This window comes from Acinetobacter sp. Tol 5 (genome assembly GCF_019702905.1).
In the GTDB taxonomy this organism is placed as follows: domain Bacteria; phylum Pseudomonadota; class Gammaproteobacteria; order Pseudomonadales; family Moraxellaceae; genus Acinetobacter; species Acinetobacter bereziniae.
In genome coordinates this window covers 454903-468692 of the sequence record NZ_AP024708.1, presented here as the reverse complement: position 1 = coordinate 468692, position 13790 = coordinate 454903, and the positions used below count along the sequence as shown (strand labels likewise).

At 35.5% G+C, this 13790-nt stretch carries 15 protein-coding genes; 10 read left to right on the top strand and 5 right to left on the bottom strand.

Annotated elements, in window-relative coordinates; translation table 11 throughout:
* The first annotated feature begins 7 nt into the window (after nt 1-7).
* The 6 genes from TOL5_RS02185 (at nt 8) to TOL5_RS02160 (ending at nt 5412) form a co-directional block, all read left to right on the top strand.
* On the top strand, nt 8-394 hold the full coding sequence (locus TOL5_RS02185) for a hypothetical protein (RefSeq protein ID WP_121775743.1): 387 nt from the start codon (nt 8-10) through the stop codon (nt 392-394).
* 339 nt (nt 395-733) lie between these two features.
* The gene (locus TOL5_RS02180; RefSeq protein WP_121775742.1) at nt 734-1294 is read left to right on the top strand and encodes an SLATT domain-containing protein; all 561 of its coding nucleotides are present in this window, start codon (nt 734-736) and stop codon (nt 1292-1294) included.
* Complete coding sequence (locus tag TOL5_RS02175) at nt 1287-2600, top strand: reverse transcriptase/maturase family protein (protein ID WP_199934952.1); 1314 nt, start codon at nt 1287-1289, stop codon at nt 2598-2600. The genes TOL5_RS02180 and TOL5_RS02175 overlap by 8 nt, the downstream gene beginning before the upstream one ends.
* 87 nt (nt 2601-2687) lie before the next feature.
* Nucleotides 2688-3068 carry a hypothetical protein gene (locus tag TOL5_RS02170; RefSeq protein ID WP_121775461.1) on the top strand — a complete coding sequence of 127 codons (381 nt, stop codon included), beginning with the start codon at nt 2688-2690 and terminating at the stop codon, nt 3066-3068.
* Between the two features lie 746 nt (nt 3069-3814).
* Entirely contained in the window at nt 3815-4534 is a 720-nt protein-coding gene (locus TOL5_RS02165) for a hypothetical protein (RefSeq protein WP_121775463.1), read from the top strand.
* Nucleotides 4535-4746: 212 nt separating this feature from the next.
* Entirely contained in the window at nt 4747-5412 is a 666-nt protein-coding gene (locus TOL5_RS02160; RefSeq protein ID WP_121775464.1) for a hypothetical protein, read from the top strand.
* 124 nt (nt 5413-5536) lie between these two features.
* On the opposite strand, the gene TOL5_RS02155 is transcribed toward TOL5_RS02160, so the two are convergent.
* A complete protein-coding gene (locus TOL5_RS02155; protein WP_121775465.1) occupies nt 5537-6493 on the bottom strand; it encodes a 2-hydroxyacid dehydrogenase in 957 nt (318 codons plus the stop codon).
* Between the two features lie 146 nt (nt 6494-6639).
* The gene (locus TOL5_RS02150; RefSeq protein WP_004826499.1) at nt 6640-7341 is read right to left on the bottom strand and encodes a TetR/AcrR family transcriptional regulator; all 702 of its coding nucleotides are present in this window, start codon (nt 7339-7341) and stop codon (nt 6640-6642) included.
* 83 nt (nt 7342-7424) lie between these two features.
* Here TOL5_RS02150 and TOL5_RS02145 point away from each other — a divergent pair, with 83 nt between their 5' ends.
* Together TOL5_RS02145 and TOL5_RS02140 are read left to right on the top strand one after the other, a co-directional pair.
* Nucleotides 7425-8528: a fatty acid desaturase gene (locus TOL5_RS02145; protein ID WP_121775466.1), complete on the top strand. Its 1104-nt coding sequence runs from the start codon at nt 7425-7427 to the stop codon at nt 8526-8528.
* A gap of 125 nt (nt 8529-8653) precedes the next feature.
* Nucleotides 8654-9085, top strand: a complete 432-nt coding sequence (locus TOL5_RS02140; protein ID WP_121775467.1) for a hypothetical protein — start codon at nt 8654-8656, stop codon at nt 9083-9085.
* A gap of 181 nt (nt 9086-9266) precedes the next feature.
* Here TOL5_RS02140 and TOL5_RS02135 read toward each other — a convergent pair whose 3' ends face one another.
* Nucleotides 9267-10529, bottom strand: coding sequence for a hypothetical protein (locus TOL5_RS02135; protein ID WP_034715533.1), 1263 nt, complete (start codon nt 10527-10529; stop codon nt 9267-9269).
* 116 nt (nt 10530-10645) lie between these two features.
* Here TOL5_RS02135 and TOL5_RS02130 point away from each other — a divergent pair, with 116 nt between their 5' ends.
* Nucleotides 10646-11422 (top strand): class I SAM-dependent methyltransferase, encoded by a 777-nt coding sequence (locus TOL5_RS02130; protein ID WP_009586166.1) that lies wholly within the window; start codon nt 10646-10648, stop codon nt 11420-11422.
* Nucleotides 11423-11451: 29 nt separating this feature from the next.
* Nucleotides 11452-12006, top strand: a complete 555-nt coding sequence (locus TOL5_RS02125; protein WP_004826494.1) for a hypothetical protein — start codon at nt 11452-11454, stop codon at nt 12004-12006.
* Between the two features lie 574 nt (nt 12007-12580).
* Here TOL5_RS02125 and TOL5_RS02120 read toward each other — a convergent pair.
* Entirely contained in the window at nt 12581-12985 is a 405-nt protein-coding gene (locus TOL5_RS02120) for a protease inhibitor I42 family protein (RefSeq protein WP_121775468.1), read from the bottom strand.
* An 80-nt stretch (nt 12986-13065) separates the two neighbouring features.
* Nucleotides 13066-13656, bottom strand: a complete 591-nt coding sequence (locus TOL5_RS02115; protein ID WP_121775469.1) for a hypothetical protein — start codon at nt 13654-13656, stop codon at nt 13066-13068.
* Nucleotides 13657-13790: the final 134 nt, after the last annotated feature.

The window sequence follows — 13790 nt, the reverse complement described above, 5'->3', positions numbered from 1 at the left end:
TTATACAATGGACCAAGTAGAATTTGAACATGCTTTGTTTAAATTATTAAAACAATCATTATCATCAGCAACATTTACTGAAGTAAAGCCTGTTGCCGAAGCTTTATTGTATTCAAACTTCTTACCCACTGTAACAAGCAATTTAAATACTCTTGAAAAACGTCGTTTAGTTTTCTTAGTTGAAAAATTTAGACGCTATTCATGTTCTAGCGTATCTCGTAGACAACAATTGAAGTCTTTAGCAGATAATCTGTCTTTGCAGACTCCCCCTTTAAAATCCAACCAATTAGTTGATCCTTTAGCGCAAAAATTGGGTTTAGATGAAGATTTAAATCATTTAAAATCACAATTACTCACACTCCAAACACGCCATTATCATCAAGAGCATATGTAAAAATCTTTTGTTCTTTCGTCTTGTACATTAGGCGATGAATACGTTCTTTGAGAATGTGTTGGAAGCAAATTTTATACTTGTGCAGTTATACGACTTGTCTAACAAGTGTTACGAAAATTTCGGTATTGAGTTAAATAATAAAAGTTTTAAGAAACCGCTAGATATAGTAGTTTTTTTATAATAAAATTTAAAAGTTGCATTTAAGGTAGGATGTATTTATTCCATCTATATTCGTATAGGTGCAACTGATTATTAAAGATCTCAGTATCTTTAAACCCTTTGGGTTTGATTCTCTCTAGTAGAGGATATTACTAACTATAATTGCCTTAAATGTAACTTATGAATTTATCTGATAAAATTTGGTGGACTAGAAAATCTAAAATTGAGCAAGAAACTCGATTATTAAAGTATGAATTTCATAGTCAGTTATTATTAATTTGGTTTTCATTTTTTACAGTAGCTATTTCAATTCTTCAATTAAATCAAAATAATCTTGTCCCTTTTCACCCCTCAAGCTTGCTAATATTTTCAGTTTTAACTTTAGTAATGTCCTGCATAGTTTCTGCTCAGAAATTTTCATCAAGAGCTGAAAAAGTTAAATCCTGTTATGAAAAGCTAAATACCTTATACATTAGGGCTAAAAATGGCGAAGATATAAATCAAGAATATGAATATACATTAAATGAATGTGAGAATCACTCCCAAAATGACCACTTTATTTCAAGAGTAAATATTTATTTTTTAACGCCAAAATCTAAACGAAAAATTGATATTGAACCTCCATTAGTTTTTAAAGATTTTTTTGAATGTTTAATATACAAAATAAAGTACTATTTTTTTATTTTAATATTATACTCTTTACCATTCACAAGTGCTGCAATCTTAACAAAATATGCATGAATCAACTTATTTAAAAGACTTTCAAACAAAAGAAAATCTTAAAGAAATATACTATACATATATTTATTATAGTTTTGCAATTGGCTCAGACAATATTTCACATACTGCATTCAATAAAAACTTAGATGATCAAATTGAAATAATTCATAGAAAGTTAAAAAATAAATCATTTAAATTCTCTAGATACAAATTAAAATTATTGAATAAAGGAAGGCAAAAAATACCTAGAGAGATCTACATCCCAACAATTAGAGATCGAATTGTATTGAAATCAATTCACCTATATTTACAGAGTATTTATACTAGTGAATTAACAAACAGAATGCCTCAAGATTTAGTCTATGAATTAAAGCAATGTATTAAAGACTTTGATTTTTTCATAAAAATTGATATAAAAAATTTTTATCCTACAGTATCACATGATATATTATTTGAAATTCTAAAAATTAAGATTAAATCTGAAAATACTTTAAATTTAATCAATCAAGCTCTTCAGCCTCAAAAAAATGAATTCATTGGAGGAATTCCTCAAGGTTTGGCTATATCCAATATTCTTTCTTCAATTTTTTTAAACCAAATAGATTCCCAATTCTTAAATAACCCTTCAATTCGTTATTTTAGATTTGTAGATGATATATTAATATTACTTAATGAAGACAATTTAGATTACATAAAATCTAAAATTGAAAAAGATTTTTATGAACTAAAACTAGAAATCCATCCTATAAAAGAAAATTTTAGTAAATCAAAAATCGGGGAAATTAAAAGCACTAAATTTGAATATTTAGGGTATTCTTTTAGTAATGCTTTGATTTCTGTACGAAAATCAACTGTAAATAATTTATATACATCTATAATTCAGTGTTTTTCAAAATATCGTTATGCCAAAGAGAAAAATATTGATTTTTTACTTTTCCAACTTAACTTAAGAATAACAGGTTGTATTGATGATGGTAAAACTAAAGGTTGGATTTTCTTCTTCTCACAAATTAACGATTTAACATTACTAAAAAAAATTGATCTTTTTATTTCAAATGCATGGTCAACTTTTAATCTAGATCCAAATCAATACCATAGAGTAAAAAAGTTTACCAAGGCATACTATGAAGTTCGATTTAATTTTAAAAACTCGAATTACTTCATAAACTTTGATAAAATTATTTTAAATAAAAAAATTGATATTCTAGAAAAAGTTTTCAAATTCCCAACAACAAGTTTATCTGTGGAAGAAATCAACGAAGCTTTTCATATAAAAACGAAAGGACAAATTAATCTATTACAAATTGATCTTAGAAATTTTTCTTAGTTTTTGTTATTTTTATATAAATTTAAGACATTTTTAGACCATATAACTATATTATTCATTTGATATCATTTTAATTAAGCTACTTTCATGAGATTAAAAGTACCTTACCGAGTTAGCAATACAATTTTTCTTATCTCCTACTCAACAACACCCAGCAATCCAAACGCACCGACTGTTTTAGAACAACACAAAAATATCTCAGCAGCGCCCAATACCAAACACAATCTTGCTCGACTCATTCGCCAAACAGATAACTGTGTGATTGAATTTACAGGGAACTTTGAAACAGGAAAGGCAACTGAACATTGGATTTTTAAAGGAGAGCAATTGATTTCAGCATTTTCAAATGTCGATGCGGATATTGAACAGAAGCAGACAGTTTTTGATCCTAAAGATGCTGAAAAGCTAAAAAACTTCAATTCACTCAAAAACAATTTTAAAGCAGTAAATCTGGAAAAATGTAATTAATCTCAGCACTTGACTTACGCTGTCCGTAGAGCTAAATACACAACCATTTAGCTCTTTTTAACAACATAAATCACGGGATAGAGCCAAAAAATCACACCAATGAGTCCAATCGCAATAAAAATTAAGCTATTCGGAAGGTAATCCGCAAACCAATAATAAATTGGATTTAAACCCAATTTAAAAGAATTCAACAAAGCGTAAAGCATGCCTAACATCAATATATGAGGCAAAACGAGGTGTAGGATAGATAGCTTATATTTCTTAAAATATTTTACAAAATAAAAACTAGGAATCAAATAAATGAGAAATATGATTGCCGTTGTAACCCAGCCAATCATTTGATGACTGAAAGGGACTTCTTCCCCACAAGCACAGGCAAAACTCGGTCTAAAACTGAAAAATATACCCAACAACACTAAGATTTTTATATTGTTCATTATAGGAATAAGATATAGATTGATTCCAAAGCTTATGTGTTTTTTGTTTCAATGACAAGATGACGATGTGAATAACACAACGTTTAGAGTCGTGAGTTTTCATTTATAAGTATCAGAATTTTAAAATAAAAAATAAAAATTTTTCATAGAAACTCGATCTTAATCTTTATTCACAATTTTTACATTATTGTTAAAACTGTGTAGATAAGCTGTTGCTGTTTTATCTCTAAGACTATTTTCACTCAAATTTCACATTATGATAGGCAACACTCAAACTTGAACTCATTCAGGTATAGGATAAAACTAATTATGAAAATGCTTAAAACAACAGTGATCGCTACAGCCCTTTTAGCTAGCTCTCCTCTTATTTTCGCCAATACAAATGTCAGCGCCAATGCATCAGCTGAAGTCAATGCAAATGGTGGAGGACTACTCAGCAATATTGGTCAAGGAATCCATAATACAGCAGACAAAGTTGGTCATGGTATTGAAAAAGGTGTCGATAAGACTCGTGAAGTCTCAAAAGATGCTTGGGATGGTACAAAAAATACTGCCGTTAAAGTCGGTGATGGTATCGAAAAAGGTGTCGATAAGACCCGTGATGTGTCAAAAGATGCTTGGGATGGCACCAAGAATGTAGCAGGTAAAGTCGGTACTGGTGTAGAAAAAGGTGTCGACAAAACTCGTGAAGTCTCTAAAGATGCTTGGGATGGCACTAAAAATACTGCTGATAAAGTCGGTACAAGTGTTGAAACTGGAATCGATAAAGGTAAAGTAGCCAGCAAAGGTGCTTGGGAAAATACCAAAAAGCTAAGTTCAGAAGCAGGTCATAACACCAAAGAAGCTGCGATAAAAGCGAAAGATAAAACCAAATCTGCAACCAGTAAAACTTGGCAAAAAACCAAAGACTTGGTTAAGCCGAAATCAACCAACACAGGTGCTAAAGTAAATTCACAAACACATGTGAAAACACCAGTAGGTAGTGCAAACGTCGGCGTATCAACAGAAGCCAAAGTTGCAGCTAAATAATTGCAATTGATGACCTCTAACCCACAATATTAAGATGAAAAGCTCACATCCGTGGGCTTTTCTTTCAAATACTCAGTAATAATACGAACCATATATTGTTATATTTTGCTGTCGTTGATTTATTATTGTTTAAGCGGGTGATTGAATAAAACAGTACTATTGCTCAATATGATTCACAGCGTTAATGACATTCATCATAAAGGAATGAAAACATGGTGAAGATGAAAAGTTTATGTATGATCACTGCAATATGTGCAACATCATCACTTTATGCTCAAACAGACACTCATACACAACCTTATGGTGATAACCCCAATATATTTAGAGTTCTAGCCCATAAGACAGGTGAAGCAGTACAAAATACGGCTGAAAAAGTAGGAGATGCAACCGAAAAAGGCATTCAAAAAATCAAACCTTCATTTGATGAAACCATTGAAAATACGAAAAAATATACCAGTGAACAAGCAACGATTGCCCGAGACAATACACGACAAGGCATAGATACCGCTGTCAAAAAGGTTGAACAGACCAAAGACCGTGTGCTGGGTAAAAACAGCTATAACGTGCCAATAGAACAAGGTAGCTTGAGTCAATCATCAACTACTGCAAACTCTGCGAATGCCTCTGTTACAGCCATTGTTCCAAACATTTCTAATCAAAACATCCCAGATCAGCCGACGGTATCTGCACAACCACCACTTCAAACACAAGCTTCGCAAAATGTTCAGTCCGAACAACCTGAGCTTGAAATCAAAAAACAAAGTTTGCCTATAGAGAACCAGACCAACACACCGAGTCCATCATCAACAGACTCCAAGCCAAATCAAAATACCAATACCAGCATTTCAACAGATGATGATGCAGGTGTACCAAGATAAATGATCTTAAAATCAGTTCATTAAGGCTTAGTTGATTAAAGCTAAAATCGGAGAAAATCGTAATTTAAAGCGAGAGGTTGTAGTGGTAAGTTTGTCCATAGCATTATAACGACATTCTAAAGCCTCAGTGATTCACCCGACGGATCACCTTGCCCTGCTGAAATGCCTCAAAATTCTCCAACAATTGATTTACGATACGTTGCCGAGCATCAACACTTCCCCAAGCACTGTGCGGGGTAATGATCAAATTTGGAATGTCCTCTGCAAGCAACACATTTCCTTGTTGCGGAGGTTCAACAGAGAGTACATCTATCGCAGCTCCTGCAATCTTGCCTTGTCTTAATGCATCTGCCAAAGCCTGCTCATTCACAATGCCTCCACGGGCACAATTGATTAAGAATGCTGATTTCTTCATCGAGTCCAATGCTTGTGCATCAATCAAGTCACGTGTTTCATCAGTTAAAGGACAATGTAAAGAAAGAAAATCGACTTGTGGAAGTAGCTCAGCAAAAGCAATTCTTTCTTCATGCTGTGGACGGCTTGGTAATGCCCCGACAACAACCTTCATCGCAAAAGCTTCAGCTAATTTGGCAACCGCTTGCCCCAACTCTCCATAACCAATGATTCCTAAAGTTTTTCCTGACAACTCTACAATAGGAAAATCCAATAAACAGAAAATTGGAGATTTATTCCATTCCCCATTCTTTACAGCACCATCATATTTGAGCAAAGAGGTTGCTAAAGCCAACATCAATGTCAGCGTATGCTGTGCAACTGCTGATGTGCCGTAGCCCTGACAGTTGCACACCACGATGCCTTTAGACTTGGCTGCATCTAAATCGACATTATTGGTTCCTGTTGCCGAAATTAAAATGAGCTTTAGATGCTTCGATTGTGCAATTGTTTCAGCATTAATCAATACTTTATTGCTGATGACCACATCGGCATGCGCTACACGTGCTAATACCTGCTCAGTCGTGGTCGAAGGATAAAGCACAAGTTCATCAAAAGCTGCGTTTAACTGACTAAAATCCAAATCATTTTTGTCTAGAGATTCATAATCTAAAAATACAGCCTTCATTGCCTTTACCTTGTGGTTTCAATCATTTGCACAATCTTGTTTATAACATGAAAATTTCACTGATTTTCATACAGCTCTTTAGAATATTTTGAAATGTAAACCGTCATTATTCAGCTTTAAAAACAACCCTTTCCAATCCAATAATTTTAAGATTGTGTTGATACTTGAGGAAAACCAAAGGTGTTATTTTTGAGTGCCAATAAATACGCATTGGTCATACGGTAGGCTTCTTGAATAATGGCTTCAGAAATATAACTTTCATTGTAATAACCATGCTTCATACAGGTAAAAACCAATTCCATCAAAATGGTTAAAGTATCAGGTTGTTGAGGGACATAATTATCCACCTGAATCATTTCCAATGCTTTACGTACACCATCACTGACTTTTTTCAACTCGATTTGATACTCAAGATAAGCTTGCCGTGTAAAAGGACCACTAAGAATCAGTAAGCTGGCAATTTCTGATTCATTGAAAAATTTAGCCGTGGTCCGAATCATACTTTCTGAAAGCAGTTGTCCGTACACTTCGATGCTTGCTTTGGGATTATCCGTTAAAACGCGAACGGCAGCCTTTCCCAGTTGTTTCACCAAATCATTTAAGTGTGCGAGTGCAATATGACGCAGAATATCGTATTTCGTCGGAAAAAATTGATAAATGCTGGTACGAGGAACGCCAGAAGCATTGGCAATTTCAGGAATAGAAATCTTTTCAATTCCAATGGATAACAACAATTCTTGCGTAGTCGCCAACATCTTTTCCATTCTTTTTTGTGAGCGTTCTTGTTTTGGTTGACTCACTTTTTTGGTCATTTTCTTTAAAACTGACGTTGACGTTATTTTGATCATCAGATAATCTCTCAAAAAAATCCAACAAATGTTGGTTTTTAAAACTTCCTTGTTCTCAAACAAAAATATAGAGGAAAACGGAAATGAATTTACCCCTTTCCGATGTACATATATCCAAGCTAAACAAAGCCAAAAACTTTGCTGACCCTGAAGATGAGCAACGCAGTCATCGAATTCGTAAAGCGATTTTGGAAGCTGGGAATCAGTTACGAGAACGCCATCCTTGGCTGGTTCAATATCAAGATCAAATCGGTTTAAGTATTCTGGGCACTGCTATTACAGGGATTATTTTCAATATAACACAATACGCTCGCGGGAAAATGGCTTGGTATGTGGCAATTCCACTTTCTGCATTTTGGATGTCAATTTTGCATGAACTGGAACACGATTTGATTCATCAAATGTATTATCGTAAGAATAAAAAAATAAATGATGCCATGCTTGCAGCCGTGTATGCCTTTCGTCCAAGTACAGTCAATCCGTGGATACGTCGTGAAATCCACCTACATCACCATAAATCCTCAGGTACAAAAACAGATTTAGAAGAACGAGGTATTAACAATGGTGACAAATGGGGTTTAAAACGCTTGATCATGACAGGTGACAATATGTTGGCTGTCTATTTACGCCCCATCACCATGATGAAAACCACCAACCGCTATATTCATGCGCAGAAGAATTTATCGAAAACTGAAAAGCTCAAATTAAAGGCAAAGCTTTCTGCAAGTTATGCACCATTTGGGCATATTCATTATGCACTTTGGCATAGCTTTCTATTGATCAGTGCTGCCAAATTAGCAATGAAAGCTTTTGGCATCGCACAACCTAAAAATAGCTTATGGAAGTTTGTTGACCGCAGCACAAAATTTTATGCGGTAAGTATTGCTGCGCCTAACTTTCTCCGTACCTTGAGTTTACACTTCACCAGTTCAAATATGCATTATTACGGCGATGTTGAGGATGGAAATGTTGTACAGCAATGCCAGATTTGGACGGATTGGCGCATGAAACCTTTGCAGGCATTTTGTTTTAACTTTGCAGGTACTCATGCAATACATCACTTTGTTGTTCGTGATCCATTTTATATCCGCCAAGCGATTGCTGAAGACTGCTATCCAATCATGAAAGAAAATGGTGTGCGATTTAATGACTTTGGAACCTTTAAACGCGCAAATCGTAGATTCTAAACTTTATGTTTTTCAAGTTGAATTTCAGTTTATGGGGATCTCCGGCATGGGGTCCTCTTTTTTTTATATTCAAACATGCACTTAGACGATATAGTCAATCAAATGAAATTTAAAAAGATATTAGAATGAAACAATCAAAATCAAGCTCACTGGTATTATTGATGAGCTGTTTTAGCTTATCTGCATATTCAGCACATGCAAAAGATCTCGTTTTACAATCGATTCAAAATTTAGATGAGGCAGAATTTAGAAGTTCAGAAGGAAATTATTTTAGATTAATTCAATTGAATCGAGGTTGTCGTATAGAGGCTCGGTATTATTTAGAAATGGAAAATCTATTATTTAGTTATAAATTTATTGATCAAAAACTTATACATGCCTCACGAAAAACCTTTCGTTATCATTACAAAGAAGGTCAAGAAGGCTCACTCATGGCGGTAACAGGTGTTTATCAACATTCTAGCGAAACTTATAAACTCGATGACTTAAAAGTTCAAAGTGAATTTAAGAAATATCAAGCATTGTTCCCAACACGCTATTTAAAGCAATGTATTTAAATGAAGGTGCTTTTAAAGCACTTCTATACATTCGAAAGCATGATAAGTAATCAATCAGATTGCTCTTGATCACGCCTTCTCTTTTTGAGAGAAGGCGAGAAAAAAGGCTATATTATTGAATGATGCTGTTAAAAAAGGCTTTGGCAAAAGCCGATTTAGTCATACGATGAATTGCCTGAGCTTAAGCGATCTTAAAATGACAAAACTCATTTAAACTTTCATCGTCAAAACTGACTTGACCTTGAATATCACAGCTCATATAGAAGTTTTTATAACTCAACACATAAAAGTCAGGGGTTTTCTTGATCACAATTGGATTCATATCCAATGACAACGCTTCATCATGTTTAAAGAGTTTAGTCACACGACGATCATTCATGCAAATCAAATAGGTCTGTTTCTTAATCTCGACTTGCGCTAGACCATTGCTTTCAACATTTAATGGAATAATATATTTACCATTAACATCAATCACCTGTTGATCATAACTTTCCAGTTTCTGGGTAATGACATTAAATACCAAGATATTACCAAAGTTGTCTTGTAGCTGAGTTTTGTCCTCAAATGCAAAATTGACCTGAATCCCCAGCTTTTGCAGATCTTGCTCATCCACACGTTTATTGGTTAATAAAATACGGGTAATGGTCTGCTTTAAACTGGCATCAAAGAAAGTACTGTCCAGTTGAATATCAGTTCCTTTGAGAATTTTACCCAATGCTTCATTGTGTGTTCCCAACAAACGTGCAATCACACTGCGATAGTAAAACTTACTGTTCTTCTTGACCTCACGAATCTGCTTATAGAAATAAGTTTGATCATAGGGGCGTTCAATAAAATCATGTAATAAGGCAGAGTTCGCCAAAACAGCAATCGCATCATGCCCTGTATAGGGTAAATGAAGAGTATGTAGATGAGGAATTAACGGCTTAATTTTTAAATAATGTTCTTTATCATTTTCAAAATACGGATCATAAACAATGATGTATTCACATTCTTCAACAATATCCTGTGCCTGAATACGCATATTTGCGTTTAAATCAGCATCATAGAAATCCGTATAACGTTTATCTTCAATTTCTGAAGGATCTATTGAATATTGCGGAACCATAGCAACTACACGATTCATGTTTAAATCTTTGGCATATTTGATCGCTGCATAGCCCCCCATCGATCCACCATAACCGACAATATTCTTAAATTGACTTAAGATGGGTTGCAGATGCTGTAAAAGTGCAGCCATACTTGATGCAGGAAACCAAGACTTTTGCTTAGGCATAATACCGACAACAGCATAGTTATATTTCATCAAAGACTTTTCAGCATTAATTGAAAGCCCTTTGGCGCGAGTGATCAAGTCCCCAAATGACAGGACTAAAGTGTCAGATTCACCTGTTAAATAGATTGCTCTGATATGATCATCTTCAAAAATTATTTGTTTATCCATTCGCACACCGAGCATCCGCTCTTTCATTGGCTGAAATTAAATCAATCGGCTCTTGCCTATTGATTGCTTCAAGTGTCATATTTTATAGAGTCTAGTCAGATAAAAAAGCGCAAAATATGACACATTCCTTACATCCTGCTGCTCAAAAAGGTTTCAGTACGGCTGCTGAACTCTATCAACAAGCCAGACCCAATTATCCACAGGCTGTGGTTCAATGGCTCATCGAAGATTTAGCACTCAGCCCAGATTCAAAGGTGGTTGACTTGGGTGCAGGTACTGGAAAATTTCTACCTTATCTGAAACAAGCGACGCCCAATATCATTGCAATTGAACCTGTTTCTGAAATGCTGGAGCAGTTGAAAATAGTACATCCTGATGTACAAACGCTTCAAGCGAAGAGTGATCAAATTCCGTTAGAATCTGAAAGTATTGATGCTGTTTTGTGCGCTCAGTCCTTTCATTGGTTTGCCAATATCGAAACATTGAACGAAATCCACCATGTTTTAAAGCCCGAAGGTCATTTAGGTTTGGTTTGGAATCAACGAGACGAGAATATAGACTGGGTGAAAGCATTGGCAGATTTGCTCGCAACCCTTGAAGGAGATACCCCTCGCTATCACAGCGGGCAATGGAAGCAGGTATTTGAAAATCAATTTTTGTTCCAACTTGAAACCGCTAAAGTATTTTCACAGCTACACACAGGTACGGTAGAAAATGTGGTGAGTAAACGATTGCTCTCAACCAGCTTTATTGCAGCGATGCCAGAACAAGAACAACTCAAATTGAAACACAAATTCGAACAGATTGTATCGGAATATACGGGCAAACAAGCTCAAGATGAAATAGACTTCCCTTATGTCACCTATGTTTATAACTTTAGGAAACTGCGCTAATTGATACGCTTTAATGAGGAATGTTTATCATGAATTTAATACTTCGCCCTTTGCTTCTTTCAAGTTTACTCACATCTATCGTTTTCATGGCTGCATGTTCCCCTAAAGATGGTCAACAAAACAATTCATCTGAGCCGAAAGATGCATCTCAAGAAGTTATGGACCAACTGAAAACCAAACCGATTAAAGCCTTTCCGAGTACGCCGAATGATGCACACGATATTGCCTTGCTCGACGAATATGATCAGAAATTTACTGAAAATAATAATGCTTTAGAAGCTGATCTTAAAAAACGTGCTGCTGATGGCAGTCTAACCGAAGACATTGATCGCCAACTCAAGCGAGATAATATTGAATCGGCACTCAATATGTTGAAAGACTTGGATCTTAAAACAGAACAAGGGCGCTATATTCAAGGTTTACGTTATCAATATTGGGAAAACCAAGCCAAAGTCTATGATGAGAAAAAGCAATCTGCTGATGGTGAGCTTAAAAATCCAAGTGATGCAGTCAAAGGCATGGGAGAAATGTTCACTGCCGATGAACAGCTTGATCACTGGAAGCAAACCACTGAAAGTAAATAATGCTTTAATCAGACTAGGGTCTGTGGACAATTCGTCTATGTTTGCGACTAGGTGTGTTTTTTAGGCGATTCTAGGCGCGAAATACGAAATTTAGTCATTCTAAATGATGAGAAACACTGTTTCGCAAGGGAACGACGAAGCGACAAAAAACACGCTAGTCCCCGCTACGCCTTGCGCTGCAAACAAAGCAGTGCTTTGTTCTTGCTCAGGGTTGTAGTTAAAATTATCTCAGGCTACGTTATGAAATTTAAAAATAGTCTCGCTATTCTCTTCATTTCCTTGCGGAGTATACTCCTCATACCTGCTCAATTTTAACCTACAACGCAAGCCATTTATGAAATGTCCACAGCCCCTATTATGTTCATCAAAATGAGCATTCAATTTTTGGATGCTCTTAAGTTGGATGCTCTTAAAGTTGAGCAGTCTCAAAGATTGATAAAACACCCATAGGCTTTCTACCGTAAAGCGACATGGATGTCGCTACTCCATTGTAAGCCTGTATGGAAGGCTTCTCTGCAATAAAAAGTCTTAAAGGTCTAGAAGAAGCTAAAATAACAATTAGAATGATTTGAGCTTAAGAAACCCGAATGCGGCACCGCCATTGTTGATCTGGTTGTTTAGAAGACTCCCAAGCTCTGATATGAACCAATTCAATATAATCTTGTCCCGGTTTCTCTGCTGTAAAACGGAAAGTTTTGGTTCCACCCACACCTACAGCACCTTCTTCACTGTCATTTTGTAAATAGGTTTCTTCAGTTTTAAATATTTTAAGTGGCTGTAATAATTGCCATTGATAACCCGTGCTTGGATTTTCAGGAGCATTGAACAACAACACCTCTCCCACTTTCATATCCATGAGCGTTGGGCACTTTTGTTTGAGGTTGTATTCATGTGTTTTACCTACGCTAGGATTTGGACTTTGACAAGCAACCAGCCCCAAACTGCAAACCAACAAAGTAAAACACGCTAAACCTTTCATTTACCACACTCTTTATTGTTCAATTGACCTAAAATTATACATCTCACCTTAGCATCTTCTCGGATTTGGCTCAATTGAATTTAGATATTTTGCTTTTCTAACCATTGAATCGAATTGACTCGAATCAGTTTACAAGCACCATCTCCCACCCCATTCCAATCTAAAGCCGACTTCCAAACCAAATCTTTATCATTCACCTGAACCAAATCGCCCGTTAAACGAACCAAGTCTCCACGTTTGACTTGTTTGATTTTTTTGGCAATTTCAGGATTGGCAGGAATGATGTGCATATTACTGACCAATTGAGTTGCCAGTTGTGCAGGAATAGGCGGGCGAGCCATTTTCCAATTGAGGAATCGGTCATATTGATTGATTGAAATTTGACGGGCAATTTCAGGTTCAGTAAATAATCCCCGTGTCACAGCATAGTCAATCGGTGAGAATTTTGCCTGTGCATCGTCATGATATTCTTTTGACCCTAAAATACGAAACTCACCACGGAATGGCTCCAGAACAGAGACTTTCTGATTTTGATCAATCGGCGCTAAACCATTGGCGATATTAAAGGCCGGATTGGATAATTGTGTCTTTGGCACAGCGGTAGATTGAAAAGCATTGACCTGAAAAGCACTCAGTGCCATCAATGCTGCACAGACTAACTTTTTATTCATAACATGCTCCTCAAACTCAGTACTCAACCAGCAAAATATCTAGACTTAGTATTAACCGATAAACTTAAAATAAAATCGAGTTTCGGTAACAAAATACAGAAATTTCGTCCTATTTTTGTCTTATATTCAAAATT

Coding starts and splice junctions, on each gene's coding strand:
- TOL5_RS02125 (WP_004826494.1), top strand. CDS start 11,452: ATGAATTTAATACTTCGCCCTTTGCTTCTTTCAAGTTTACTCACATCT.
- TOL5_RS02170 (WP_121775461.1), top strand. CDS start 2,688: ATGAGATTAAAAGTACCTTACCGAGTTAGCAATACAATTTTTCTTATC.
- TOL5_RS02160 (WP_121775464.1), top strand. CDS start 4,747: ATGGTGAAGATGAAAAGTTTATGTATGATCACTGCAATATGTGCAACA.
- TOL5_RS02180 (WP_121775742.1), top strand. CDS start 734: ATGAATTTATCTGATAAAATTTGGTGGACTAGAAAATCTAAAATTGAG.
- TOL5_RS02120 (WP_121775468.1), bottom strand. CDS start 12,985: ATGAAAGGTTTAGCGTGTTTTACTTTGTTGGTTTGCAGTTTGGGGCTG.
- TOL5_RS02145 (WP_121775466.1), top strand. CDS start 7,425: ATGAATTTACCCCTTTCCGATGTACATATATCCAAGCTAAACAAAGCC.
- TOL5_RS02150 (WP_004826499.1), bottom strand. CDS start 7,341: ATGATCAAAATAACGTCAACGTCAGTTTTAAAGAAAATGACCAAAAAA.
- TOL5_RS02185 (WP_121775743.1), top strand. CDS start 8: ATGGACCAAGTAGAATTTGAACATGCTTTGTTTAAATTATTAAAACAA.
- TOL5_RS02175 (WP_199934952.1), top strand. CDS start 1,287: ATGCATGAATCAACTTATTTAAAAGACTTTCAAACAAAAGAAAATCTT.
- TOL5_RS02115 (WP_121775469.1), bottom strand. CDS start 13,656: ATGAATAAAAAGTTAGTCTGTGCAGCATTGATGGCACTGAGTGCTTTT.
- TOL5_RS02140 (WP_121775467.1), top strand. CDS start 8,654: ATGAAACAATCAAAATCAAGCTCACTGGTATTATTGATGAGCTGTTTT.
- TOL5_RS02135 (WP_034715533.1), bottom strand. CDS start 10,529: ATGGATAAACAAATAATTTTTGAAGATGATCATATCAGAGCAATCTAT.
- TOL5_RS02165 (WP_121775463.1), top strand. CDS start 3,815: ATGAAAATGCTTAAAACAACAGTGATCGCTACAGCCCTTTTAGCTAGC.
- TOL5_RS02155 (WP_121775465.1), bottom strand. CDS start 6,493: ATGAAGGCTGTATTTTTAGATTATGAATCTCTAGACAAAAATGATTTG.
- TOL5_RS02130 (WP_009586166.1), top strand. CDS start 10,646: ATGACACATTCCTTACATCCTGCTGCTCAAAAAGGTTTCAGTACGGCT.